Origin of the sequence: Pseudomonas sp. LA5 (assembly GCF_028640825.1) — a bacterium.
In the GTDB taxonomy this organism is placed as follows: Bacteria; Pseudomonadota; Gammaproteobacteria; order Pseudomonadales; family Pseudomonadaceae; genus Chryseomonas; species Chryseomonas aestiva.
The window spans coordinates 1-24,181 of sequence record NZ_JAQYZY010000051.1; the positions used below are offsets into that span (position 1 = coordinate 1).

At 67.3% G+C, this 24,181-nt stretch carries 21 protein-coding genes and 2 pseudogenes; 13 read left to right on the forward strand and 10 right to left on the reverse strand.

Annotation, left to right across the window (positions count from 1 at the left end; genetic code table 11):
• A partial coding sequence (locus tag PVZ72_RS17790) for a hypothetical protein (RefSeq protein ID WP_273862747.1) occupies positions 1-96 on the forward strand: 96 nt, incomplete at its 5' end.
• A gap of 524 nt (positions 97-620) precedes the next feature.
• Positions 621-2,534: a HAMP domain-containing methyl-accepting chemotaxis protein gene (locus PVZ72_RS17795; RefSeq protein WP_273862607.1), complete on the forward strand. Its 1,914-nt coding sequence runs from the start codon at positions 621-623 to the stop codon at positions 2,532-2,534.
• 204 nt (positions 2,535-2,738) lie between these two features.
• Here the strand turns inward: PVZ72_RS17795 and PVZ72_RS17800 are convergent, their stop codons facing one another.
• Positions 2,739-3,608 (reverse strand): LysR substrate-binding domain-containing protein, encoded by an 870-nt coding sequence (locus PVZ72_RS17800; RefSeq protein ID WP_273862608.1) that lies wholly within the window; start codon positions 3,606-3,608, stop codon positions 2,739-2,741.
• Between the two features lie 133 nt (positions 3,609-3,741).
• On the opposite strand from PVZ72_RS17800, the gene PVZ72_RS17805 reads away from it, so the two are divergent.
• Positions 3,742-4,383, forward strand: a complete 642-nt coding sequence (locus PVZ72_RS17805; RefSeq protein WP_423815028.1) for a DUF998 domain-containing protein — start codon at positions 3,742-3,744, stop codon at positions 4,381-4,383.
• Positions 4,384-4,417: 34 nt separating this feature from the next.
• On the opposite strand, the gene PVZ72_RS17810 is transcribed toward PVZ72_RS17805, so the two are convergent.
• On the reverse strand, positions 4,418-4,678 hold the full coding sequence (locus PVZ72_RS17810; RefSeq protein WP_273862609.1) for a DUF2798 domain-containing protein: 261 nt from the start codon (positions 4,676-4,678) through the stop codon (positions 4,418-4,420).
• Positions 4,679-4,795: 117 nt separating this feature from the next.
• Between PVZ72_RS17810 and PVZ72_RS17815 the strand changes: the two genes are divergently transcribed.
• On the forward strand, positions 4,796-5,773 hold the full coding sequence (locus PVZ72_RS17815; RefSeq protein ID WP_133859754.1) for a LysR family transcriptional regulator: 978 nt from the start codon (positions 4,796-4,798) through the stop codon (positions 5,771-5,773).
• Here PVZ72_RS17815 and PVZ72_RS17820 read toward each other — a convergent pair.
• The 7 genes from PVZ72_RS17820 to PVZ72_RS17850 form a co-directional block, all read right to left on the reverse strand.
• On the reverse strand, positions 5,748-6,599 hold the full coding sequence (locus tag PVZ72_RS17820) for a universal stress protein (protein WP_273862610.1): 852 nt from the start codon (positions 6,597-6,599) through the stop codon (positions 5,748-5,750). The genes PVZ72_RS17815 and PVZ72_RS17820 overlap by 26 nt on opposite strands.
• Positions 6,600-6,611: 12 nt before the next feature.
• Positions 6,612-8,096 carry a SulP family inorganic anion transporter gene (locus tag PVZ72_RS17825; RefSeq protein ID WP_273862611.1) on the reverse strand — a complete coding sequence of 495 codons (1,485 nt, stop codon included), beginning with the start codon at positions 8,094-8,096 and terminating at the stop codon, positions 6,612-6,614.
• Between the two features lie 260 nt (positions 8,097-8,356).
• Positions 8,357-8,971 carry an ATP-dependent Clp protease proteolytic subunit gene (locus PVZ72_RS17830; RefSeq protein ID WP_187978738.1) on the reverse strand — a complete coding sequence of 205 codons (615 nt, stop codon included), beginning with the start codon at positions 8,969-8,971 and terminating at the stop codon, positions 8,357-8,359.
• Between the two features lie 191 nt (positions 8,972-9,162).
• Positions 9,163-9,519 carry a YajD family HNH nuclease gene (locus tag PVZ72_RS17835; protein ID WP_133859758.1) on the reverse strand — a complete coding sequence of 119 codons (357 nt, stop codon included), beginning with the start codon at positions 9,517-9,519 and terminating at the stop codon, positions 9,163-9,165.
• Between the two features lie 152 nt (positions 9,520-9,671).
• Positions 9,672-10,103 carry a carboxymuconolactone decarboxylase family protein gene (locus PVZ72_RS17840; RefSeq protein ID WP_133859759.1) on the reverse strand — a complete coding sequence of 144 codons (432 nt, stop codon included), beginning with the start codon at positions 10,101-10,103 and terminating at the stop codon, positions 9,672-9,674.
• Positions 10,100-10,744, reverse strand: coding sequence for an FMN-dependent NADH-azoreductase (locus PVZ72_RS17845; RefSeq protein ID WP_187978737.1), 645 nt, complete (start codon positions 10,742-10,744; stop codon positions 10,100-10,102). The genes PVZ72_RS17840 and PVZ72_RS17845 overlap by 4 nt, the downstream gene beginning before the upstream one ends.
• A complete protein-coding gene (locus PVZ72_RS17850) occupies positions 10,741-11,190 on the reverse strand; it encodes a GNAT family N-acetyltransferase (RefSeq protein WP_273862612.1) in 450 nt (149 codons plus the stop codon). Before PVZ72_RS17850 ends, PVZ72_RS17845 begins: the two co-directional genes overlap by 4 nt.
• Before the next feature lie 85 nt (positions 11,191-11,275).
• Here PVZ72_RS17850 and pdxR point away from each other — a divergent pair, with 85 nt between their 5' ends.
• From pdxR to PVZ72_RS17885, 8 genes and pseudogenes are all read left to right on the forward strand, one after another.
• Positions 11,276-12,676: a MocR-like pyridoxine biosynthesis transcription factor PdxR gene (pdxR, locus tag PVZ72_RS17855; protein WP_273862613.1), complete on the forward strand. Its 1,401-nt coding sequence runs from the start codon at positions 11,276-11,278 to the stop codon at positions 12,674-12,676.
• A 349-nt stretch (positions 12,677-13,025) separates the two neighbouring features.
• Positions 13,026-13,799: pseudogene (locus PVZ72_RS24305) on the forward strand (CHASE3 domain-containing protein); the annotation flags it as partial.
• Positions 13,800-14,060: 261 nt separating this feature from the next.
• Positions 14,061-14,657: pseudogene (locus tag PVZ72_RS24310) on the forward strand (methyl-accepting chemotaxis protein); the annotation flags it as partial.
• A gap of 129 nt (positions 14,658-14,786) precedes the next feature.
• A complete protein-coding gene (locus tag PVZ72_RS17865) occupies positions 14,787-15,980 on the forward strand; it encodes a DUF2252 domain-containing protein (RefSeq protein ID WP_273862615.1) in 1,194 nt (397 codons plus the stop codon).
• A gap of 217 nt (positions 15,981-16,197) precedes the next feature.
• A complete protein-coding gene (locus PVZ72_RS17870; protein ID WP_074584476.1) occupies positions 16,198-16,713 on the forward strand; it encodes a sigma-70 family RNA polymerase sigma factor in 516 nt (171 codons plus the stop codon).
• Positions 16,710-17,663, forward strand: a complete 954-nt coding sequence (locus PVZ72_RS17875) for a FecR domain-containing protein (protein WP_273862616.1) — start codon at positions 16,710-16,712, stop codon at positions 17,661-17,663. Before PVZ72_RS17870 ends, PVZ72_RS17875 begins: the two co-directional genes overlap by 4 nt.
• Positions 17,664-17,797: 134 nt before the next feature.
• Complete coding sequence (locus tag PVZ72_RS17880; protein ID WP_273862617.1) at positions 17,798-20,194, forward strand: TonB-dependent siderophore receptor; 2,397 nt, start codon at positions 17,798-17,800, stop codon at positions 20,192-20,194.
• 114 nt (positions 20,195-20,308) lie between these two features.
• Entirely contained in the window at positions 20,309-22,921 is a 2,613-nt protein-coding gene (locus tag PVZ72_RS17885; RefSeq protein ID WP_273862619.1) for an excinuclease ABC subunit UvrA, read from the forward strand.
• Here the strand turns inward: PVZ72_RS17885 and PVZ72_RS17890 are convergent.
• On the reverse strand, positions 22,918-24,051 hold the full coding sequence (locus PVZ72_RS17890) for an MFS transporter (protein WP_273862620.1): 1,134 nt from the start codon (positions 24,049-24,051) through the stop codon (positions 22,918-22,920). The genes PVZ72_RS17885 and PVZ72_RS17890 overlap by 4 nt on opposite strands.
• On the opposite strand from PVZ72_RS17890, the gene PVZ72_RS17895 reads away from it, so the two are divergent.
• The gene (locus PVZ72_RS17895) at positions 24,044-24,181 is read left to right on the forward strand and encodes a hypothetical protein (RefSeq protein WP_263259209.1); all 138 of its coding nucleotides are present in this window, start codon (positions 24,044-24,046) and stop codon (positions 24,179-24,181) included. The two genes, PVZ72_RS17890 and PVZ72_RS17895, sit on opposite strands and share 8 nt — an antisense overlap.

A 24,181-nucleotide genomic window follows, 5' to 3' on the forward strand; every position in this document is an offset into this window, starting at 1 on the left:
ACCCCTGGCGTCCACGTCATCGACTGCCCGGTGGACTACTCCGAGAACGACCGCATCCTGCACCAGGACATCAAGGAACGCAGCGCGGCGGTCTGATCGGTTAGCCCAACGATCCAATTGACGCCCCGGCCTCCAGGCCGGGGCGTTTTTCATTGCGGCCGAAGGAAATACCCCGTCCTCTCCGGACCCTCAATCCACCACTCATATCGTCAAACTAATAGACGGGAAAACCCAGTAAAAACAAACAGATACGACATGTGATTACTCCGGATACTGCCGAATATCCAGGTAATCACGCAGCCTATCGTCCAGATTCGAATATTACGGCGATTCGCGTTCTATTAAGCAGGCCTTAAGAATCGTAGCCATGGATATGCCCGTCCTTGAGCCCTCGCTGTCGCCTGCCATCCCCTCGGCGCGGTGGCGGATCGAGCGCCAAAGACCCGACGATTCCTTGGGGCCAATCCGTGGTTACCCGCACCAGCGGCCAAGCGCCCCTTCGCACCGACCGGTCCTGCCGGGCGGTTGACGAATCGAAAGAGGCTGCCGTAACCGCGAAGCACGAGGCGCGAGGTCTCCAGGCCCGCACCTTCCAACGCTCCGCTATCCAGGTAGTCCACATGCAGCAAGTTGGCTGGAATCCATTAAGCAATATAAGCGTCAGGGCCAAGCTGGGCCTTGGCTTCGCCCTGCTCATCGGCATGATCCTGCTGGTGGCCTACACCGGCTGGTCGGCCACCGATACCCTGCGCGATCGCAGCGAGCGCATGAACGATATCGCCGGCTACAGCACCCTGGCCCGCGACATGCGCATCGAACGGCTGGTGTATTTCACCAAGGCCGATGACGCCCAGGCGGCCAAGTGGCTTGCCGCCCTGGACAAGACCGAAGGCCAGCTGCAGGCCATCCTTCCACACTTCAACTCGCCGGCGAACAAGGCCTTGCTCGACGAGGCCGGGGCCGCGCTCAAACGCTATCGCGAGTTCTACAACCAGACGATCACCGCCACCCGCGAGCGGGAATCCATCCGCAAGATCGCCAGCAGCGCGGCAGAGGCAGCCAATGCCCAGTTGCTGACATTGGCCGAAGAGGCGAATGGCGAGACCGGTCGTCCTGCCGATCGCCAGCAGCTGGCGACGCTCTTCATCGGTGTGCAGCGGATGAGGGTCGATTTCCGTGGCTACGCCACCGCACCCGGCAAGGACAGCGAGCAGACCGCGCGCACCTCAGTCAATACCGCCCTCACCCAGGCCAAGGCGCTCGGCGCCACGGCGTTGTCGACCGAGACCGTGCAAAAGCTCGTCGGTGAAATCTCCGGCTACGGGCAGCGTCTCGATCAGCTGGTGGCCGCGCAGGCGCAGGTGGATCAGGCGCAGGGCGGTATCACCACGACCATCACCACCCTGCTCGGCATCGCCGACAAGCTCACCGGCATCCAGCAGGAATTCCGCACGGCCGACGTGGCCGGTGCCCGTCAGCTGCTGCTGATCTGGCTGGCCGTCGCCATCGCCCTGGGCCTGGCCTGTGCCTGGCTGATCACCCGTTCCATCGTCAAGCCCTTGCAGGACACCGTGGCCTTGGCCGAGCAGGTCGCCAACGGTGATTTCACCCATCAGCAGCAGGTCACCCGCAAGGATGAACTGGGCGCCCTGCAGACCAGCATGCAAGGCATGACCGGCAACCTGCGCCGCCTGATCGGCGAGGTACGCGACGGTGTGGTCCAGGTGGCCAGTGCCGCCGAGCAGCTGTCGGCGGTCACCGAACAGACCAGCGCTGGCGTGCAAGCGCAAAAGGTCGAGACCGACCAGATCGCCACCGCCATGCAGGAGATGACCGCCACCACCCACGAGGTGGCGCGCAACGCCGGGAACGCGGCCAAGTCCGCGCTGGAAGCCAGCCGCCAGGCCCTGCAGGGCGAGCAGTCGGTGAGCAAGGCGGTCGACCAGATCGAGGTGCTGGCCCGGGAAATGGAATCGACCAAGACGGCCATGGCCACCCTGCGCGGCCATGCCGACAGCATCGGCGGCGTGCTCGACGTGATCAAGGCGGTTTCCGAGCAGACCAATCTGCTGGCGCTCAATGCCGCCATCGAAGCCGCCCGCGCCGGCGAGGCGGGACGCGGCTTCGCCGTGGTCGCCGACGAGGTCCGCGGTCTGGCCCAGCGCACCCGCTCCTCGACGGACGAGATCGCTCAGCTCATCACCGGTCTGCATCAGAGCACCGACCGCATGGGCACGGTGCTCGACCACAATGTGCAACTGACCGAAAGCAGCGTCGGCCTGTCGCGCGAGGCGGGCGAGATGCTCAAGCGCATCACCCGCTCGGTGAAGGACATCGAGTCGATGAACGAACAGATCGCCTGCGCCGCCGAGCAGCAGAGTTCGGCTGGCGAAGAGATCAGCCGCAATGTCACCAACGTCCGCGACATCTCCGATCAGACCGCCGCCGCCAGTGAAGAGACGGCGTCCTCGAGCATGGAGCTGGCCCGCATCGGCGTACGCCTGCAGGAGATGACGGCGCGCTTCAAGGTGTGATCCTGACGGACGCTCGTTCCCCTCACCCCGCCCCTCTCCCCAAGGGAGAGGGGCGCCTGGGATGGACTTGCAGCGGGAAGGAAAACGCGGCACAGAAGGTAGGTTGGGCCGAGCGCAGCGAAGCCCAACACCTGTCGGATGAACGCTGAATCGTCGGGCTTCGACGGTGGAGCTGTCTCGGCCCAACCTACGGCTGGATTTCTTTCACCTCACTCTCGCCTCTTCCAGCAACCACCGCTCGAAGTTTGCCAGCGCCGGATCGCTCTCCTCCGCTGGACGGGTGACCAGCACATAGCGTTCGCGCAGTTCCGGCAGGACCGGCCACGGCGCCTGGAGCCGCCCGGCGACCAGCTCTTCCTCGATGTAGTGCTCAGGTACCAGGGCCATGCCGAAGCCGGCCTTGGCGGCCTCGATCAGCAGCGAGTAACGATCATAGGTGGGGCCAGCCGTCGGGGCACCCAGGGATAGCCCTGCAAGTGCGGCATAGCGGGTCCAGCTGTGCGGGCTCTCCCGCTTGTGCAACAGCGGCAGGCTGACGGGAGGCCGGTCAGCCAGACGGGGGTGACAGACCGCCACCAGTTGCGCCTCGAACAGCCGTTGCACCCTCAGGCTCTGCCAGCTCGGATGCTCGTAGTTGATCGCGGCATGCAGACCGCTGTCTTCCAGGGCAAAGGGCTGCGTCCGCTCACGGAGGTTGACCTCGATGTCCGGATGGCGCTCGCGGAAGCGCGCCAGCAGGAGAATCAGCCAGCGACCGGCCAGGGTCGGGATAACGCCGATTTCCAGTGCCGTGGCGCCGCGGGCCTGGGCGATCAGTTGCTGGGTATGGCGCTCGATGTCGGCGAGCGCAGTGCGCATATGAGCGGCATAGCCGGCACCGGCGGCGGAAAGCTCGACGCGATTGCCGACCCGATTGAACAACCGGACGCCCAGAGCAGCCTCCAGCTTGGCGATCTGCCGGCTGATCGCGCCCTCACTCAGTGCCAGCTCCTGCGCGGCCTTGGCGAAACTGAGATGGCGGGCGGCCGCTTCCAGGGCCACCAGCGCCGTGGTGCTGGGCAGGCGTCTAGTCATCAGCGGTCATCCTTGGCAGCGGAACGGCACAGGATGACGCCTGGGCAAGCTGCCTTGCAAAAAAATCGGTAACGCTCGCCGCCAGCGCCTCCTAGCATGAGCGGATCTCGAGACCCAGGAAGCGCGCGCCATGATGACGAGGACGTCCACCTTGAACAGGACCGACCGGGTTCTGCTGGGCATGGGTCTGGTGATTCCTGTCTGGTTGGCGATCGGTGTAGGACTGACCGCCCTGGCCTATCCCGGCTATAGCCATATGGACCATGCCTTGAGTCGGCTGGGTGCAGTCGATGCCCCCACGCAGGGCTTTTCCGCCTGGATCAACAACATGCCGCTCGGAGTGCTCTTCGTGCTGGTCGGCCTGGGTCTGGTCCGGCGCTTTCGCAGATCGCGCTTGGCCTGCCTGAGTGCAGCCCTGATCCTGCTGCATGGCCTGGCCAGCTTCGCCACCGGGCTTTTTCCGTGCGACCAGGGCTGCGCCCCGGTGCAGCCGTCGCGCTCGCAAGCGCTGCACAACCTGGCGGGCCTGGTGATGTTCCTGTCGCTGACCCTCGCCAGCGCACTCTGGGGCTGGCTCGGCAGGCGCCTGCTGGCCTCGCCGGGCTTTGCCTGCTTCTCGATCCTCTGTACCGGCATGGCGCTGGTCACCGCGGCCCTGATGGCCGGAGCGGTCACCGACGGCCAGGGCTTCGGCCTGTACCAGCGCCTCAATTACGCCGCGGGCGTCTGCTGGCTCGCGGTCCTGGTCTGGCTGGCCCGGCGCGAACGCGGGTAATCGACGAACAGTGGCGAGCGCCACAGCGGACGCCTCAGGCCTGTACGGTCAGGGCGACCAGTCGCGCCACCAGCGGTCGCACCAGCAACACGCAGACGAACGCCGAAGGCATCGCCACCTGATAGACATTCATCACATTCCTCAAGTAATGGGCATCGAACCCGAACTCGGCCAGGGTGATCACCAGGCACATCAGCAAGGCCATGATGGTCGACATATAGAGCGCAAACACATAGGGCGTCACACCCTTGGGCAGGCGTCGTCTGGCGGGAAGCGCTGGAGTCTGGGAATTCATCGGCTAGTCTCTGGTGGATGAGCGAGGCCAAGCTAACAAGCACCGGAACCGGCCGGTAGCCGCCTCGTCGTTGGTTCACCTTCAACAGAAATCAACGAATACACCGACAGGAATCTCGTGGACATCCTGGGTTTGATCAGTACCTACATCAAGGTCGTGGAAGCCGGCAGCATCGCCGGGGCTGCCCGCGGCCTGGGCCTGAGTGCGGCCGCGGTGAGTCAGAGCCTGACCCGGCTGGAGGCCCATCTGGGCGTGCGCCTGCTGTCGCGGACGACGCGCCGCCTGGCCATGACGGAAAGCGGCGCCCGCTATTTCGACAAGGTCCGGTACATCCCGCAGGAGGTCGAGAGCGCCGCCCAGTCGGCGACCCTGGAAAGCGAACCCCAGGGCGCGCTGCGAGTGGCGACCACCGCCGCCTTCGGCCGGCATCTGCTGGCGCCGCTGCTGCCGACATTCAAGCGCCGCTATCCCGGCATCGACATCGAACTGATCGGCTCCGATCGGCGCCTGGATCATCGCCTGGAACAGATAGACGTCAGCCTGAGGATCAAGGCGCAGCTCAGCGACAGCCTGGTCGCCCGGCGCATCGCGTCCCGCGCCTTCCTGTTCTGCGCGGCGCCCGCGTATCTGGCGCACGCGGGCACGCCACACACTCCGGAAGACCTGCAGCAGCACGCCTGCCTGCTGTTTCGCTACCCTACCGACGGTCGCTATCTGCCCTGGCGGTTCGAGCGCGACGGCCAGGTCTTCGAGGCGGCCACGCGCCCCGGCTTCGTCTGCGACGACATCGACATGCTGGCGCAGATCGCGGTGAACGGTGGTGGCATCGCGCGCCTGGCGGACTTCGTCGCCCTGCCGCTGATCGAGGGCGGGCAGCTGGTACCGCTGTTCGGCGCAGAGGGCCAGGGCGTCACGTCGGCCCGGTCGGAAGCCATGGATATCTATGCCTGCGTCGCCGAACGCTCGGCACTGACCGGCAAGGTGCGCGCCTTCATCGACTTTCTCGAACAGGCCTTGCAGCCGAAATCCGGCCAGGGCCCTGGTCGCGATCCTGACCAGGGCCGCGCGCTCAGGCGCGCAGTACCAGGATGTTGATGTCGGTGTGCCGCAGCATGTGAGAGGTCTGACTGCCCAACAGGAAGCGCCTGGCGGCGGAATGGCTGTAGGCGCCCATCACCAGCAGATCGGCCCGGGTAGCCTGGACCCGATTGGGAATCACCTCTTCCGGATGCCCGGGAACGAGCTGCGTCGTCACCACACTGCCACAGGACCTCAAGAGATCCGCGGCGGCTTCCAGTCCGGCCAGCCGGGCCGGAGTGGCGTCGCCGACCTGCAGGATCTCGCCTTCGAGCCCAGACAACAGCAGGCTCTTCGCGACACGCAACAAGCCCTGATGGGTGGCTTCGCTGCCATCGTAGGCGACCAGAAAGCGCCGGGGCTCGGTGAAGTCGGTAGCGCAGACCAGGATGGGTTTGTGCAGCGTCCGCACCACCGTTTCCAGCTGGCTGCCGATGCCACGACTGCCAGAATGCTGCCCGCGCTTGCCGATCACCAGCACACCCAGCTCCGCCTCCAGCTCGTGCAGGGTATCCGCCAGATAGTCATGGCGCTGGAGCGTCGTTGGGACCGCCGCCACGCCTCGCTCGCGCAACCGCTGCAGGGCCCCATCCAGCAGCGCCGCGCCGTCAGCCCGCGCCAGACGGGCACGCTGCTCGTCCAGGCGGGCCAGCTCTTCGAGCAGGTGCTCGCGCGAGCCGAGACCGATGGCGCCGCTGGTGTCGGGTGAGCTCGGATAGAGGCTGCGTTCCAGGACATGCAGCAGGGTGATGGGTAGCGTTAGGCGGTGGGCCAGCCAAGCGCTGTGGTCGCAGACGCTGCCCGCCAGGGGCGAGCCGTCGATACAGGCGATGATCTTGCTCATGGGTGTCTCTCCTCAGTGGCCCAGCAGTTCACTGCCGGCCCCCGGCTTGTCGTGGATGCCGAAGCGATCGACCAGGGTCGCGCTGGCCTGGTCGAGGTCGAGGACCTGCACGGTCACGCCTTCCCGGCGATACCTGAGCACGACCTTGTCCAGGGCGGCGACGGCGGTGATGTCCCAGAACTGGGCCGCCTTGAGATCGATGCGGACCTCGTCCAGCACCTCCTTGAAGTCGAAGGCGTCGATGAAGGCCGCGGTGGACGAGAAGAACACCTGGCCACGCACCTCGTAGACACGAATGCCGGGCGCTTCCAGACGGGACGTCAGCCTCAGCTGGTGCCCCACCTTGTTGGCGAAGAACAGCGAGGCCAGCAAGACCCCGACCAGCACGCCGAGCGCCAGGTTGTGGGTAGCGACCACGACCACCACGGTGGCCACCATCACCAGGTTGGTGGAGAGCGGATGGCGCCGCAGATTGCGGATCGAATCCCAGCTGAAGGTGCCGATGGACACCATGATCATCACCGCGACCAGCGCCGCCATGGGGATCCGCGCGAGCCAGTCGCCAAGGAACACCACCATCAGCAGCAGGAAGACACCCGCACAGAGGGTGGACAGCCGGGTTCGCCCGCCGGATTTCATGTTGATCACCGACTGGCCGATCATGGCGCAGCCCGCCATGCCGCCCAGCAGGCCGGCGGCGATGTTGGCGATCCCCTGCCCCTTGCACTCGCGATTCTTGTCGCTGGGCGTGTCGGTGATGTCGTCGACGATGGTGGCCGTCATCAGCGACTCCAGCAGCCCCACCACGGCCAGTGCCAGGGAATAGGGCAGGATGATCAGCAGGGTGTCGAGGGTCAGTGGCACCTGGGGCCAGAGCAGCACCGGAAGGGTATCGGGCAGCTGTCCCATGTCACCCACCGTGCGGATATCCAGCCCCAGGGCAAGGGAGACGCCCGTCAGCACCAGGATGCACACCAGCGGCGACGGCAGCAGCCGGCCCACCATCGGCAGCAGCGGGAACAGATAGATGATGCCCAACCCGGCGGCGGTCATGGCGTAGACCTCCCAGCCGACATGGGTCAGCTCGGGCAACTGGGCCAGGAAGATCAGGATCGCCAGGGCGTTGACGAAGCCCGTCACCACGGAACGGGACACGAAGCGCATCAGCGCGCCCAGACGCAGGTAGCCGGCGGCGATCTGCAGCACCCCGGTCAACAGGGTCGCGGCGAGCAGATACTGCAGGCCGTGCTCCTTGACCAGGGTCACCATCAGCAGCGCCATGGCGCCGGTAGCCGCCGAGATCATCCCGGGGCGACCGCCGACGAAGGCGATCACCACGGCGATGCAGAAGGAGGCATAGAGCCCCACCTTGGGATCGAGTCCGGCGATGATGGAAAAGGCGATGGCTTCGGGGATCAGCGCCAGGGCGACGACCAATCCGGACAATACATCGTTCTTCACATTGGAAAACCAATGTGTTCTGAGGGTATTCAACATAGACAACTCGCACCTGTGCCTGACCCGTCAAGCGAGTGGCAGACGCCGGATCAGGCGTGAATTCCAGGGTTGGCAGCCGCCACGTCGCGGGCGCGACAGGACGGCAGAGGTCCTTGCAGCGAGGCAAGGACGAGGGAGGCGCGAGCTATGGGGGACTGGGTTGCCAGTCGCGGGAAGGGAAATGCATGCGCCGAGGGTATCACGAAAGAACGAGCGCTTGTAGACCGTGCCCGCCGGTGTGGCTGGGCGTCAACCTGCCCTCACCGGCTACCGCCATCGCTGACAAGGTAGGTAGCCCGGTCGATCCCACGCGGCAACCGGTCCGGCGTCCGGGTGATCAAACCGATGTCCTTGGCTGCGTCGTAGCCCAATCGTCGTCTGTTGCTTTCGGAGGACAGCAGGGTGGTGAGCTCCTCCGGGGTCAGCTTGAGACAGCCCTTGTAGATCTCGCGGAACTTGAGGTTCTCACGCTCGACGTCCTCGAACGCCTGCTTGGCCTGGTCCGGCTTCATGTAGCCGTTGACGGCGATGGCCGCCGCGGCCGGATGCAGGAGAAAGCTGGCGAGTGGCGCGGCATAACGATCTTCGGCCGCGCAATAGATCATGGTGGCGGATGAATCCGTCGCAGCGGCGTCGATGGTATTGATGTGCAGCGGATAGTGGCGGATGAACTCGTAGGCGACATAGCCCGCCTCCATGCTGCCGCCAGGGCTGTTGAGGTAGAGATTGACGTTCTTGGTCGCGGGATACTTGAGGGCGATGTCGCTCAGGGCAGCCAGCAGGGAGCTGACCGAGCGGTCGCTGATACCGCTGTTGAAGTACACCGACGCGGTGTCGGCACTGGCAGCAGAGCCTTCTCCGCGGATGACGGTCATCTCGGCGGAGGCCTCCGTCAGGCAGCCTGCGGCCAGCAAGGCCAAGGCCCCGGCGGACAATCGCTTCGCAACGTTCGAACGTCTCATCCCTGCTCGCTCCCAGGTCGGCAACCGGCCAAAGACCTGAAACGCTAGAGCGTGAGACTTAAGATCGGCTTAAGGCAGGGCGACCTGCCTTGATCGCCGCGCACTCAGTCCTTTTTCAGCAGCCCGGCCAGCCCGGCGAAGGGGTTGTGGGTGGCCTGGGCCACCTTGGGCGTGCTCAGCGAGCTGTCGCTGAAGTACTGCTGATCGGTGTAGCGGCTGTGCTCGTTGTCGTGGCAGTACAGGCAGAGCAACTCCCAGTTGGAGCCGTCCTGGGGATTGTTGTCGTGGTTGTGGTCACGATGGTGCACGGTCAGTTCGCTCAGGCGCTTGCCGGCGAACTCGCGGGCGCAGCGACCGCAGACGTGGGGATACATCTTCAGCGCCTTGTCACGGTAGCCGCGTTCGCGCTCGCGCTGGGTCTCGGCGAGGATTCGATCCAGCTTCGAGGTATCGGTAGCCATGCTGCACCTGGGTAGTCGGGTAGAAAGGCCCAGTATAGCCCGGGCCCGGCCTGGCCGGTGAGCGCCCGTCATTGACTCCGACTGCCGAGCGCCCTGCCTGCCGGGAGCGCAGCGAAGTCCGGAAATCGTCCTTCGCTGCGGCCTGCCTTCGCCTAGAGGCGCATCCCCACTGCCAGCCGGTTGAAAGCATTCATCAGCGCCACCGCGAAGGTCAGGTCGGCGATTTCCGCGTCGCTGAACTGCGCCTTGAGTGGTTCGTAGAGCGCGTCGGGGGCGCCCTTCTCGGCGACAGCGGTCAGGGTCTCGGCCCATTCCAGGGCAGCGCGCTCGCGGGCATCGAAGAGGTTGCTGATGCGCCAGCCGGCCAGACGATCCAGCTTGGCCTGGCTGACGCCCTGCTCGCGCAGGGTTTCGGCGTGCTTGCCCAGGCAGAAGGCGCAGCCATTGATCTGGGAGATGCGCAGATAGATCAGCTCCACCAGTTCCAGGCCCAGCGAACTCTGCGCCAGGGCCTGGCCCGTGGCGATCAGGCCCTGGTAGGCGGCGGGTGAAAGGGTGGAAAACGGCAGTCGCAGTTGGCTCATGGTTTACTCCGGGTAGCGGTCACAGGGTTGGCGAGCGCGCGGAATGGCACCTCGCGGGAGAGTTGTTCACGGACAGACGCCAGGGTGTCAGCCACCTCAGCCGGGTCGCCGACCAGGCCTTCCAGATAGATGAAGTGCAGGTCGAACAGCCCCAGCGTGCCCAGGGCATGGCGCAGGTAGGAGGTGAGGAAGTCCGGCTGCCGCGCCTGGGGGCCACGGTGATGACCACCCGAGCCGACCAGCAGGTAGACCGGCCGGTCTGCCAGCAGACCGCGCTTGCCCTCCGCGGTGGACGCGAAGGTGCGGCCGATGCGCAGCACGTAGTCGAGCCATAGCTTGAGCGCCGCAGGCAGGGTGAAGTTGTGCAACGGCGTATTGATCAGCAGCAGGTCGCTGGCCTCCAGTTCGCCAATGAGGGCTTCGGACAGGGTGAATACCGCTGCCTGCGGTGGCGTGCGCCGGGTCAGGGCCTCGGCATAGTCGGTGCTCAGCGGCGGCAGCGGCATGGCGGCCAGATCCCGCTCCAGTACTTCCAGGCGAGGCCAGCTCAGCCTCAGCGCGGCCCGGAGTTCACCGGCCAGCCGATAGCCCTGGGAGGTGGCCGGACGTGGGCTGGCGTTGACATGGAGGGCGGTCTTCATGGCGTCACCGCCCCCGTCAGCCGCTCGGCGAAATGCAGGCCGCGGGCGAGCAGGCCCTGGCGGAAATAGAAGCGCTGGGCCAGCGGCATGTGCAGACCGGTATCCAGGATCAGGTGGGAGCAGCCGCGATCCAGGGCTTCGCTGCGGACCGCCGCCAGCAGCCGTCCACCCAGGCCGTCGCGCTGACGAGCCGGCTGCACGACCAGATCATCGACATAGAGGAAGCGGCCGTAGAGCAGATTCTCCAGCTCGCGATACCCGGCCAGGCCGATCACCTCGCCCTCCTCCAGGGCGGCCAGCAGCCGGTAGCCCTGGGCCGCCTGGCGCTGGAGTTGCGCCTGGTAACGTTCGGCATCGTCCAGATGCGGGCGCAATATCCGCATCAGCGTCAGGCTGGCCAGGCACAGCGGATGATCGGGCAACAAAGGCTGGAAGGTCAGGGGCATGACGGCTGTCTCCGGGAAAGATGACCCACTCTAGGCAGCCGATGGCCTAGGCTATAGAGCCAAGAAAGATACAAACGACCAGGCCATGACCCTCACCGCTGCCCTCGACAGTCGCCTCGCCTTGCCGCTCTACCGGCAGCTCTATCAGCGCTTTCGCCAGGCGCTGGACGAAGGGCGCCTGCGACCCGGTGACCGGGTGCCTGCGGTGCGCGCCCTTGCGGCGGAGCTGAACGTGGCCCGGGGGACGGTGGAGATGGCCTATCAGCAGCTGATCGCCGAAGGCTTTCTGCTGCCGCGCGGTCCGGCCGGGACCATCGTCTCGCCCCAGTGGCGTTGCCCGGCCGCTCCAGCACCGGCCGTACCCTCCTCACCGGACGCCGCGGCGATTCATGCCGGTGGCGCGCCGCTGCCCCTGCAGCTGGGCCTGCCGGCGCTGGACGCCTTTCCACGCAAAGGCTGGACGCGCCTCGCCGCGCGGCAGTTGCGCAACCAGGGCCTGGAAGGACTGATCTATCCCGATGCCCGGGGTCACGCCGGTCTGCGCGCCGGCATCGCCACCTACCTGGGCCTGTCCCGCGGGATCGCCTGTCGTCCGGAGCAGGTGTTCGTCTGCGCGGGCTATCGCGCCTGCCTGGACCTGGTCGTCCAGACGCTGCTGGCACCTGGCGACGCCTGCTGGTTCGAGGAGCCCGGCTATTTCATCGCCCGCCAGGCGCTGCAGGGCGCCGGCCTGGATCTGGTGCCGGTGCCCGTGGACGCGGCGGGACTGGACGTCGCCGCCGGTCTCGCCCGGGCCCCGGCCGCCCGGTGCGCCCTGGTCACCCCCAGTCACCAGAGTCCGCTGGGCGTGTCCCTCGCCCTGCCTCGGCGGCTGGCACTGCTGAACTGGGCGATGCGGCAGAACACCTGGATCATCGAGGACGACTACGATAGCGAATACCGCTACCAGGGCAAGCCGCTGCCCGCGCTCAAGAGCCTGGATGACGGCGGTCGGGTGCTCTACACCGGGACCTTCAGCAAGGTGCTGTTTCCCGGTCTGCGCCTCGCCTACCTGGTGGTACCGCCCGCGCAGGTCGCCGCCTTCGGTCGCAGCGCCGACCGGCTGCACAACCATGCGCCCCTGCTGCTGCAGGCCACGGTGGCGAGCTTTCTGGAAGAAGGGCATTTCGCCCGCCATCTCAACCGTATGCGCAGTCTCTACCGACAGCGCCGCCAGTGGCTGGCCGAGGCACTGGCGAACAGCCTGGGTGACGCGGTGCGGATCGACCTGCAGGCCGGCGGGCTGCACCTGCTGGCGCGCCTGCCGCAGGGCGGTGATCGCCGCTGGGCGGAGGCCGCCCGGGCCGACGGCCTGGGGGTTCAGGCCCTGTCGCGCTGGTATCTGGAAACGCCCCAGGCCCAGGGGCTGCTGCTGGGGTTCACCAATGTCGCCAGCGCGGTGGAAGCCGGCGAACTGGCTCGCCGGCTGGCCCGCCTGGAACGCTGACGGCACCTTCTTCGCGCCTGTCCTTTGCGGCGGACCGTCCGCCAGCGCCTCTGCGAAGCGAAAAAATGTTTATTGCGTCACACAAAACTTTTTCAGGAGGGTCCGCTCAAAGACCAGGCTCGGAGGCTCTAGACTGCCACTCTCGCGCGGAATACCGGCCTTTTTCGGCCTGCATTCGGCTAGGCGCGGCGCGACTGGAGTCATCCGCGGTATCGGCACTATCAGGAGCCACGCGTCCCCACCGTCGACGCAAGACACGGATCAGTCGCGTTCCCCTCCGCTAGCTTGCCGTACCCCAAAACGTTGCCCCCTGGGCGTGAGTCGACAACCTGGCGCGTGAGGCCTTTCCATGCTGCAACAGCTGACCATCGCGAACAAACTCAGACTCGGCTTCGGTACCATTCTGGTCATCATCCTGGCGCTGATCCTGGCGGCCTGGCAGGGCTTCAACCAGGTCAACCAGGCTGTCCGGCAGAACATCCATTCCTACCACGTCCTGCAGGATTCGGATGCGGCCCTGCTGGCGCTGGTCAACATGGAAACCGGGATGCGCGGTTTCGCCCTGACCGGCAAGGAAGAATTTCTCGATCCCCTGAACAAGGGCGAGCAGCAGTTCGCCGAGCAGTTGCAGGAACTCACTCAACTCACCCGCGACAACCCTGAGCAGCAGGCCGGCCTGGCTCAGCTGGGCCAGGCCAAGCAGCAGTGGAACTCTGAGTCCGTGCAGCAGATCCTGGCCCTGCGCCGGCAGGTCAATGCCGGTACCCAGCCGCTGGACGCTCTGACCGCGCGCATCGCCACCGCCCAGGACAAGGGCAGGATGGATGGCATGCGCGAATTGCTGGCACAGCTCAAGACCCGCGAGAATCGCCTGCTGGACGGCCGCACCCAGTCGATGGACGACGCCAAGCAGCAGGCCCTGACGATCCTGATCAGTGGCGGCGTGCTCGCTACCCTGCTGGCGCTGGGCATCGCCTGGTCGCTGACCCGCACCATCGTGGGCCGGCTGGCCCAGACCGTCGCCGTCGCCCGTACCATCGCCGCCGGCCAACTGGATTCACCGATTCCCGCTGGCGGGCGCGACGAACTGGGCCAGTTGCTGACCGCCTTCGCCCAGATGCAGGACAAGCTGCGCGGCATGATCCAGGGGATCAAGCAGGGCACCGATCACCTGGTCGCCGCCTCCCACAGCATCTCGGCCAATTCCCAGCAGCTGTCCGCCGCCGCCCAGGAACAGTCCAGCGCCGCCTCCAGCATGGCGGCTACCGTGGAAGAGCTGACCGTCAGCATCAACCATGTCTCGGACAATGCCGGGGAGGCTCATGACCTCTCCAGCCAGTCGGGCCGGCTGGCCCAGGATGGCGGCCAGACCATCCAGGCCTCGGTGGACAGCATGAGATCCATCGCCGGTACCGTGCAGTCCTCGGCCACCCGCATCGGCGAACTGGGCGAGCATTCCGAGCGGGTGTCCTCCATCGTCAGCGTGATCAAGGGCATCGCCGACCAGACCAACCTGCTGGCGCTGAATGCCGCCATCGAGGCGGCGCGGGCCGGCGAACAGGGACGCGGCTTCGCCGTGGTGGCCGACGAGGTGCGCCAGCTGGCGCAACGCACCACCAATTCCACCCAGGAGATCGCCGCCATGATCGAGAAGATCCAGGCGGCGACCCAGGCGGCCATGAGCGACATGGAGGTGGGCGTCCGCCAGGTCAATGGCGGGGTCGACCTGGCCAACCAGGCGGGTGAGGCGGTGGTCAGCATCAACACCGCCTCGGACAAGGTGGTGCGGGTGGTCAACCAGATCTCCCTGGCCCTGCGCGAGCAGACCGCTGCCAGCCACGACGTCGCCCGTACCGTGGAGCGTCTGGCGCAGATGGCGCAGCAGAACAGCGAAGCCATCGGCGAGACGGTGCAGACCGCGGTGTCCCTGGACGCCCTGGCCAACGACCTGAATCGCCAGATCAGCCAGTTCCGCTGCTAGCGCCAGGCCTCCCCGCAGCCCGTCCCCCTCGATCCCGGCACCTGGCCGGGATCGACTTGCCGAAACACCTCGCAACATTCATCCAGCGCAACGGTCACAAAGGCGTCTCCCTCAAGGCCTGCGCCCTGCATGAAAACCCCGCGTCCCGTCGATCGTCTCCCCCGTCTCAACCAACTGCGCAATCTAAAAATGGCCCGTTCCGCCCACGCCTATGTGCGCGGCAGCACGGTGCAGTTCTACGAGTGGCTGCACAGCCAGCCCGGCCGCAACCTGCCCAATGGGCCGGCGGTATGGATCTGCGGCGACTGCCATGCCGGCAACCTGGGCCCCACCGGCGACCTGCACGGCTCCACCGACGTCAACATCCGCGACCTGGACCAGACCGTGGTCGGCAATCCGGCCCATGACCTGGTGCGCCTGGCGCTGTCGCTGGCCACCGCGGCGCGCGGTTCCGACCTGCCGGGGGTGACCACGGCGCGGATGCTCGAAGAGATGATGCGCGGCTACGAGATAGCCTTCGAGGATGATCTCGAGCGCGAGGTGCCGCGGCCGGCCCAGGTCAAGGCCGGCATGCGCAGTGCGGTGCAGCGCACCTGGAAGCACCTGGCCAAGGAGCGCATGGAAAACACTCGACCCAAGCTGCCGCTGGGCAAGCACTTCTGGCAGCTGAGCAACGCCGAGCGCCAGGCCATCGCCGAGTTGTGCGAGACGCCGGGCCTCCATGCCCTGGTGACCTCGCTCAAGGGCCGCAGCCACGACAGCCGCGTCGAACTGCTCGACAGTGCCTACTGGGTCAAGGGCTGCAGCTCCCTGGGCCTGCGCCGCTACGCCGTGCTGCTGGGCGTGGACGATGGCGATGACCAGGACTACTGCCTGATCGACGTCAAGCAGGCGGTGGCCGCCGCCGCTCCGCGCGTGGCCCATGCCACCATGCCCCGCGACAACGGCAAGCGGGTGGTGGAAGGTGCCCGCCAGCTCTCCCCGGCCCTGGGCAATCGCATGCTGGCGGTGCGCCTGCTGGATCACTCCTTCTTCATCCGCGAATTGCTGCCCCAGGATCTCAAGCTGGAACTGGACGAACTCAGCGCCCGCGAAGCCATGAGCGCCGCGGCCTACCTGGCCCGGGTGGTCGGCCGCGCCCACGCCCGGCAGATGGACTTGGCCACCCGCGTCGAGTGGATGAGCGATCTGCAGCGCAATCGCACCCGCACCCTGGATGCGCCCTCCTGGCTGTGGAGCAGCGTGGTGCAACTGGTGGGCGCCCACGAGATGGGCTACCTGGCCCACTGCCGCGCCTATGCCCTGGAGCATGCGCAGGATTGAGGCCACCGTGAGACCGGCCCAAGGCTAACCGCCTCGGGCCGCGCTTCTCCCTCCCGCCCTTTCTCCAGCGGCCTGACCGGTCCAACCCTGGAGCGGCAGGCGGAGCCCACCTGCCCGCTTCGTCGATCCGCTCGATCACGCATTGTGCGCCCTTCAGCCTTTAACTAAAATGAGACGCTTTATCATTTAAGACCGGCGCTCGCGCCAAGGATCTTCCATGCGCCCTGCCCTGTCTTCCGGCTCGCCCACCGTCGCCCTGGATCGGCTCTATCGCGATCATCACGGCTGGCTCAGCGGTTGGCTGCGCGGGCGGCTGGGCAACGCGCCGGATGCGGCGGACATCGCCCAGGACACCTATCTGCGCATCCTCAGCTCCGGCCGGCTGCCGCTGCGTGAGGACTCGCGGCGCTATCTGGTGCAGGTGGCCAAGGGGCTAGTGATCGACCTCTGGCGACGCCAGGAGGTGGAGCGCGCCTATCGCGAAGCCATCGCCCATCTCCCTGAGGCCCAGGTGCCTTCGCCAGAGACGCACTGGCTGATCGTCGACGCCCTGCTGCGCATCGATGCCATGCTCGACGGCCTGCCCGGCCCGGTACGGGAAGCCTTCCTGCTGGCTCAATTCCAGCGGTTGACCCTGGCCGAGATCGCCGTGCGGCTGGATCTGGCGGTGATCACCGTACGTCGCTACATCCAGCGCGCCCTGGTGGCTTGCCTGGTGGCCGGCGAAGCATGAGTCCTCCCGCGCCGCAGCTGCTCGAAGAAGCGGCCGAGTGGCTACTCACGCTGAACTTCGACGACGCCGACGAGGCGCAGCGCCAGGCCTTCGAGCGCTGGCGAGCGCAGAGCGAGGCCCATCGCGCGGCCTGGGCACGGGCCGAGCGGGTCATGGGTACCTTCGCCAACGTTCCGCTGGATATCGGTCAGCAGGCGCTATGCCGCGCAGGTGACCGGGCCCTCAGCCGGCGGCGCACCCTGCGCCTGCTCACCGCCCTGCTGGTGGGGGCTCCCAGCGGCTGGCTAGCCCTGCGCACCCTGCGACTGGATACGCTGGGTGCCGAGCTGACGACCGCCATCGGCGAGCGGCGCTCCCTGCTACTCGCCGATGGCAGCCAGTTGGTGCTGAACAGCGACTCCGCCCTGGACGTACGCTTCGACGAAGGCACCCGCCGCCTGCACCTGCGACGGGGCGAGGTGCTGGTGACCACCCATGCCGATCCGGTCGTGCCGCGCCGACCCTTCGTGATCGACCTGGCACAAGGCGAGATCGAGGCCCTGGGCACCCGTTTCAGCGTGCGGTTGGAAGAGGCGCTGTGCCGGGTCGCGGTCTTCGCCCACGGCGTGGAGCTGCGTCCGCAACGGGGCGCTGCCGTACGGCTGGCTGCCGGGCAACAGGCCTGGTTCAATGCCTACGGCGTGCGGCGCCTTGCCTCGGTAGACGAGGATGCCAGCCTCTGGACGCGCGGCATGCTGGTCGCCCACGACCGCCCGCTGGACGAGGTGCTGGCAGAACTAGGTCGCCATCGCCCAGGCCTGCTGCGCTGCGACCCGGCCGTCGCCGGGCTGCGGGTGTCCGGCGCCCTGTCACTGGACGATACCGACCAGGCCCTGCTGGCGCTGCAACGCACCCTGCCGATCCGCATCACCCGTCGCACCCGCTACTGGGTGGCGGTGGGCGCCCCCTGAACGTCAACGACGTCGCCGAAAAAAGTCCCCGCCCCCTGAGCACTTTTCCGCGCTCGTCCGGGATAGCTGCAGACACCCTCATGGGGAGCGGTGGCAGCCCGCGCCTGGTGCGCTTTAGAGGACGGCAACACGACATGGCAAAGATCCACCGGCAGCAACCCGGCACCCGACGCTTCACTCCGTTGATCCTGGCCGTCGCCCTGCAGGGCGTGCCCCTGGCCGGTGCCGGACTGGCCCTGCTGCCCCTGCCGGCCCTGGCCGCCGCGGAGGGGCGTGACTACCGGATTCCCGCGGGTCCGCTGAACGCGGTACTGGCCCGCTTCGCCGCCACGGCCGGGGTCCAGCTGGTGTTCGATCCGGCGCCGCTGGCCGGTCGCAGCAGTCCGGGGCTGCAGGGCCGCTATACCCTCGACCAGGGCTTCGAGCACCTGCTGCGTGGCAGCGGCTATCGCTGGAGCGAACGCGGTGCCGGTATCTACGCCCTGGAAGGTGGTAGCGCCGAGGCCGCCCTCGCGATGCCCGAGACCGTCATTCAGGCCAGTGCCGCAGGCGGCGGCGCCGATGTCGGCTACCGGCGCCCGGTCAGCACCAGCACCACGCGCCTGGGACTGAGCGAACGCCAGACGCCCCAGGCGATCACCACCCTGACCCGCGACCAGGTCGAGGATTTCCGCCTGCAGAGCATCAAGGAAGCCCTGCGCGCCGCCCCGTCGGTGACCGTCGAGCAGACCGAGACCGACCGCACCCAGTTTACCTCGCGCGGCTTCGACATCAACAGCTTCCAGTACGACGGCATGGGCATGCCCTTCGTCAGCACCACCCTGGTGGGCGACCAGGATCTGGCGGAATACGAGCAGGTGGACGTCCTGCACGGGGCCAATGGCCTGATGAGCGGCACCGGCAATCCCTCCGCGGCGGTCAACTTCGTCCGCAAGCGGCCCACCGCCGAGTTCCAGGCCAGGCTCGGCGCCAGCGTCGGTTCCTGGGACAACCGTCGGGTGGATGCCGATGTCTCCGGCCCCCTGACCGAGACCGGCAACGTGCGCGGACGCTTCATCTACGCCCACGACAAGGGCAATTCCTGGCTGGATCGCTATGGCCATGAAAAGAACATAGCGGCCGGTCTGGTGGCCTTCGACCTCAGCGACGCCGACACCCTGACCCTGGGTTTCTCCCAGCACAACAGCGACGCCAACGGCAGCTCCTGGGGCAACCTGCCGCTGGCCGACGCGAACGGCGCTCCGCTGCACTACGGCCGTCGCAGTTCCAGCATCGGCCAGGACTGGACCTACTGGAATCTGGATACCCAGCGTGTCTTCGGTGAATTCACCCACGACTTCGGCAACGGCTGGCAGGGTACCCTCACGGCGACCGGCGTCACCGAGCGACAGAACGCCGACATGTACTACATCTTCGGGGTCAGCGGCGACGACGCCACTGCCTTCGGCGACCACTCCGCCAGCAAGGCGCACCAGCTGATCGGCGAGGCCAGGCTGTCCGGTCCCTTCGAATTGTTCGGCCGCGACCACGAACTCACCCTGGGCGCCAGCTACGGCCGGACCCACCAGAAGTTGCGCGAAAAGATCCTCGCCGAGGACGGCTACTACCCCACCACCCTCTCCGGCTCCCTGGCCGGCGTCCCCGAGCCGTCGCTGCAATACACCGACGACAGCGGCCATACCCAGGACTTCATCGATCGCCAGAAGAGCCTGTTCGCCGGCGCCCGCTTCAATCTGATCGACGACCTGCACTGGATCGTCGGTGCGCGGATGCTCAGCGCCGATGCCAGCGGCCTGAGCTATGGCGACGATTACTACACCCGTGCCCATGGCGAGGTCACCCCCTATACCGGCCTGGTCTACGACCTGAATCCGCAGTGGAGTCTCTATGCCAGCTGGACCAGGATCTTCAGCCCGCAACACAGTTTCGGCCTGGATGGCCGGCTACTCGATCCGCTGGAGGGCAAGAGCCTGGAAGCCGGCATCAAGGGCGGCCTGTTCGACGATCGCCTGAGCCTGACTGCCGCGGTGTTCAAGACCACGCAGCGCAACGTGGCCGCCACCTCGGTGCTCGCCGGTTCGCGCTATCTCTATGACACCACCGACTACCAGAGCCATGGCCTGGAACTGCAGGTCTCCGGCGAGGCGCTGCCCGGTCTGGACCTGCTGGCCGGTTACACCTATGTCCGCATCGACGACGCGGACGGCGAGCGGGCGCGCAAATTCGTGCCCAGCCACAGCCTGCGAGGCCTGGCGACCTATCGCCTGCCAGGCCTGCCCCAGGCCAAGGTCGGCGCGCGGCTGAGATGGCAAAGCGGTATCGAGAACGACAACAACAGCCGCATCCGCCAGAACGCCTATGCGCTGGTGGATGTGCTGGGCAGCTACGATTTCGACGAGCACTGGAGCACCCAGCTCAATCTCAACAACCTCACCGACCGCAAATACCTGCTGTCGCTGTACAACAACGCCACCAGTGGCAACTACGGTGCGCCACGCAACGCGACGCTGTCGGTCAGCTACAACTTCTGAGACTGGGCAGGCGGCCGCTGAGACCTCCGTCCCGTCGTCCGCCATCGCCCGGCGATCCTTTGCGCCGTGCCGCGGTCCGAATCTGCACGCTCTCAGACAAGGTTTCCGCCCGTCATGCCCTCCTCCCCCCGTCCCGGTTTCGTCTCCGTCCGCGGTGCCCGCGAGCACAATCTGAAGAACGTCGATGTGGACATCCCCCGCGATGCCCTGGTGGTCTTTACCGGGGTGTCGGGCTCGGGCAAGTCGTCGCTGGCCTTCGGCACCCTCTATGCCGAGGCCCAGCGGCGCTATTTCGAATCCGTGGCGCCCTATGCGCGGCGGCTGATCGACCAGGTCGGGGTGCCCCAGGTGGAGGCCATCGAAGGCCTGCCACCGGCGGTGGCCCTGCAGCAGCAGCGTGGCCAGCCCAGCAGTCGCTCGTCCATGGGCAGTGTGACCGGGCTGTCCAGCCTGGTGCGCATGCTCTACTCCCGCGCCGGGCGCTACCCCGCCGACCAGCCGATGCTCTATGCCGAGGACTTCTCGCCCAACACGCCCCAGGGTGCCTGCCCGGAGTGCCACGGCCTGGGCCGGGTCTACGAGGTGACCGAGGCCTCCATGGTGCCGGACCCCTCGCTGACCATCCGCCAGCGCGCCATTGCCGCCTGGCCCACCGCCTGGGGCGGGCAGAATCTGCGCGATATCCTGGTCACCCTGGGCTATGACGTCGACACGCCCTGGCGCGACCTGCCGCAACAGCAGCGCGACTGGATCCTCTTCACCGAGGAGCAGCCCACGGTGCCGGTCTATGCCGGCCTCACCCCCGAGCAGACCCGCGCCGCGCTCAAGCGCAAGGCCGAGCCCAGCTATCAGGGCACCTACACCGGGGCGCGGCGCCATGTGCTGCACACCTTCGCCAACTCCCAGAGCGCCAAGATGAAGCAGCGCGCGGCGCGCTTCATGATCGGCCAGACCTGCCCGCTGTGCCACGGCAAGCGGCTGACCCGGGCGGCGCTCTCGGTGACCTTCGCCGGCCTGGACATCGGCGAGTTGTCGCGGCTACCGCTGGACGACCTCACCGTGCTGCTGCGCCGGGTCGCTGCCGGCGATTTCGACGAGGCGAAGGATGCCCGCGTGCTGGACGCCAAGGCCGGCAAGCAGGATCGCGCCCGGCGCAAGGCCGCCGGCGGCAGCGATCACGCCAGTGCCCCGGACGTGCGCCGTACCCCCGATCTTTCCCCGGAAAAGCGCCTGGCCGCCCAACGCATGGCTACCGAATTACTGGAACGGCTGCAGACCCTGACTCGCCTCGGCCTCGGTTACCTGGCGCTGGAACGTAGCACCACCACCCTCTCCTCCGGCGAATTGCAGCGGTTGCGCCTGGCGACCCAGCTGGTGTCCCAGTTGTTCGGGGTGGTCTATGTGCTGGACGAACCCTCCGCCGGTCTGCATCCGGCCGATGGCGAGTCGCTGCTGGAAGCCCTCGACGGCCTCAAGGCCCAGGGCAATTCGCTGTTCGTGGTGGAGCACGACCTGGCCACCATGAAGCGTGCCGACTGGCTGGTGGATGTCGGTCCCGCGGCCGGCGAAGGCGGTGGCCGGGTACTCTACAGCGGCCCGCCCGCGGGTCTGGCCGAGGTCGAGGAGTCGGTGACGGCGCGCTATCTGTTCGCCGCGCCGCAACGCGAGACCCGGCCGCCCCGCGAGCCCCAGGGCTGGCTGCGGCTGGCCGGGGTCACCCGCAACAACCTGCAGGGCCTGGACGCCGCCTTCCCCCTGGGCTGCCTGACGGCGGTGACCGGCGTTTCCGGTTCGGGCAAATCCAGCCTGGTCAGCCAGGCGCTGCTGGAACTGGTGGGCGCCGACCTGGGCCAGCGCGCCGCCGAAGATGGCGACGAGGCCCCGGAACTGGACGGCGATGCCCTGCCCGCCACCACCGGCCAGGTGGTCGATGGCCTCGGCGGCATCCGTCGGCTGGTACCGGTGGACCAGAAGCCCATCGGCCGCACCCCACGCTCCAACCTGGCCACCTACACCGGCCTGTTCGACGGGGTGCGCAAGCTGTTCGCCGCCACCCCAGAGGCCCAGGAACGCGGCTTCGACGCCGGACGCTTTTCCTTCAACGTCGCCAAGGGCCGCTGCCCGACCTGCGAGGGCGAGGGCTTCGTCAGCGTCGAACTGCTGTTCATGCCCAGCGTCTATGCCGCCTGCCCCACCTGCCAGGGCGCGCGCTACAACCCCGAGACCCTGGAGGTGCGCTGGCAGGGCAAGACCATCGCCGAGGTGCTGCATCTGACGGTGGACGAGGCCCTGGCCTTCTTCGCCGAGGATGCCCCGGTGGCGCGCGCGCTGCGGGTGCTGGCCGACATCGGCCTGGGCTATCTGCGCCTGGGCCAGCCGGCCACCGAACTCTCCGGCGGCGAGGCTCAGCGCATCAAGCTGGCCACCGAACTGCAGCGCACCAGCCGAGGCACCACCCTCTATGTGCTGGACGAACCCACTACCGGTCTGCACCCGGCCGACGTGGAGCGCCTGATGCGCCAGCTGCACGGCCTGGTCGACGAAGGCAACACGGTGGTGCTGGTGGAGCACAACCTGCAGGTGGTGGCCGGCAGCGACTGGCTGATCGACATCGGTCCCGGTGCCGGCACCGCGGGCGGCCGCATCGTCGCCTGCGGCACGCCCCGGGCGGTGGCGGACGATCCCGCCAGTCCCACGGCGCCCTATCTGCGCCCCCTGTTCGACTAGCCTGCCAGCGGTGCCACGCTGCGGCGACAGGCTGCCAGCACCAGCAGCGTCAGCGTCGCCGCCAGGGCACCGAACTGGAAGGTGGCGGCGGAGCCGAGGAAGTGCCAGAGCGCACCGGCAATGCTGCTGGCCAGCAGCAGGGCGATGCCGCTGACCAGGTTGAACAGGCCGAAGGCGGTACCGCGCAATTCGGCCGGGGCGGTGCGGGCGACCATGGCGGCGAGCAGCCCCTGGGTCATGCCCATGTGCAGGCCCCAGAGCACGATGCCCAGCGCCAGACCGGTCCAGCCGCTGCTGAAGGCCAGGGCCAGGTCGGCCAGGATCAGCAGCACTAGGCCCCAGGCCAGCAGCGTGCGATGGCTGACCCGGTCGGACAGCGCCCCCAGCGGATAGGCCGACAGCGAGAACACCAGCTGCATGCCCACCATCACCAGCGGCACCAGCGCCAGGGGCACGCCCACCTGCTCGGCCTTGAGCACCAGGAAGGCCTCGCTGAAGCGCGCCAGGGTGAAGACGCCGCCGAGCAGCGCCACCTGCCAGAAGGCCGCCGGCAGTTTGCGCAGCTGACTGCGAGTGAGCGGATTGGTGCGTGCCTGGACGATGGCCGCCTGGGGCTCATCCAGCCCGAAATACAGCAGGGCCACGGCGATAAAGGCCGGGATCACCGCCACCCAGAACACCGCGCGGAAATCGTTGGCCCAGAGCAGCATCAGCCCCACCGCCAGCAGCGGACCGAGAAAGGCGCCGAAGGTGTCCAGCGACTGGCGCAGGCCATAGGCGGCGCCGCGGATCTCCGGCGGCGTGACGTCGGCCACCAGGGCGTCGCGCGGCGCCCCGCGGATGCCCTTGCCGATGCGATCCATGAAGCGCGCGCCGAACACCAGGCCGGCACCGCTGGCCAGGGCGAACAGCGGCTTGCTCAAGGCGCCCAGGCCATAGCCCAGCACCGCCAGGCCCTTGCGCTTGCCCAGGTAGTCGCTGATGACGCCGGAAAAGATCTTGGTGATGAGCGCGGTCGCCTCGGCCACCCCTTCGAGGATGCCGATATAGAGCACGCTCAGGCCCAGGCCGGTGGCCAGGAACAGCGGCAGCAGGCTGTGGATCATCTCCGAGGAGATATCCATGAACATGCTCACCCCACCCAGAATCCAGACCCCGCGGGGTATCCGTCGCCAGCTCGCCGTCATCGTCACGCCCCTGTCCTCCTTGATCCTGTCCATCCCTGCCTGGCAGCAGGCAAACCGGTCGAAACTAGCATGA

Bases quoted from the DNA above. Each gene is read 5' to 3' on its own strand.
- PVZ72_RS17800 (WP_273862608.1), bottom strand. From the start codon at position 3,608: ATGACTAGACGCCTGCCCAGCACCACGGCGCTGGTGGCCCTGGAAGCG.
- PVZ72_RS17870 (WP_074584476.1), top strand. From the start codon at position 16,198: ATGCGCCCTGCCCTGTCTTCCGGCTCGCCCACCGTCGCCCTGGATCGG.
- pdxR (WP_273862613.1), top strand. From the start codon at position 11,276: ATGACCCTCACCGCTGCCCTCGACAGTCGCCTCGCCTTGCCGCTCTAC.
- PVZ72_RS17890 (WP_273862620.1), bottom strand. From the start codon at position 24,051: ATGTTCATGGATATCTCCTCGGAGATGATCCACAGCCTGCTGCCGCTG.
- PVZ72_RS17875 (WP_273862616.1), top strand. From the start codon at position 16,710: ATGAGTCCTCCCGCGCCGCAGCTGCTCGAAGAAGCGGCCGAGTGGCTA.
- PVZ72_RS17825 (WP_273862611.1), bottom strand. From the start codon at position 8,096: ATGTTGAATACCCTCAGAACACATTGGTTTTCCAATGTGAAGAACGAT.
- PVZ72_RS17840 (WP_133859759.1), bottom strand. From the start codon at position 10,103: ATGAGCCAACTGCGACTGCCGTTTTCCACCCTTTCACCCGCCGCCTAC.
- PVZ72_RS17795 (WP_273862607.1), top strand. From the start codon at position 621: ATGCAGCAAGTTGGCTGGAATCCATTAAGCAATATAAGCGTCAGGGCC.
- PVZ72_RS17885 (WP_273862619.1), top strand. From the start codon at position 20,309: ATGCCCTCCTCCCCCCGTCCCGGTTTCGTCTCCGTCCGCGGTGCCCGC.
- PVZ72_RS17835 (WP_133859758.1), bottom strand. From the start codon at position 9,519: ATGGCTACCGATACCTCGAAGCTGGATCGAATCCTCGCCGAGACCCAG.
- PVZ72_RS17805 (WP_423815028.1), top strand. From the start codon at position 3,742: ATGACGAGGACGTCCACCTTGAACAGGACCGACCGGGTTCTGCTGGGC.
- PVZ72_RS17865 (WP_273862615.1), top strand. From the start codon at position 14,787: ATGAAAACCCCGCGTCCCGTCGATCGTCTCCCCCGTCTCAACCAACTG.
- PVZ72_RS17895 (WP_263259209.1), top strand. From the start codon at position 24,044: ATGAACATGCTCACCCCACCCAGAATCCAGACCCCGCGGGGTATCCGT.
- PVZ72_RS17810 (WP_273862609.1), bottom strand. From the start codon at position 4,678: ATGAATTCCCAGACTCCAGCGCTTCCCGCCAGACGACGCCTGCCCAAG.
- PVZ72_RS17830 (WP_187978738.1), bottom strand. From the start codon at position 8,971: ATGACCGTCATCCGCGGAGAAGGCTCTGCTGCCAGTGCCGACACCGCG.
- PVZ72_RS17845 (WP_187978737.1), bottom strand. From the start codon at position 10,744: ATGAAGACCGCCCTCCATGTCAACGCCAGCCCACGTCCGGCCACCTCC.
- PVZ72_RS17880 (WP_273862617.1), top strand. From the start codon at position 17,798: ATGGCAAAGATCCACCGGCAGCAACCCGGCACCCGACGCTTCACTCCG.
- PVZ72_RS17850 (WP_273862612.1), bottom strand. From the start codon at position 11,190: ATGCCCCTGACCTTCCAGCCTTTGTTGCCCGATCATCCGCTGTGCCTG.
- PVZ72_RS17820 (WP_273862610.1), bottom strand. From the start codon at position 6,599: ATGAGCAAGATCATCGCCTGTATCGACGGCTCGCCCCTGGCGGGCAGC.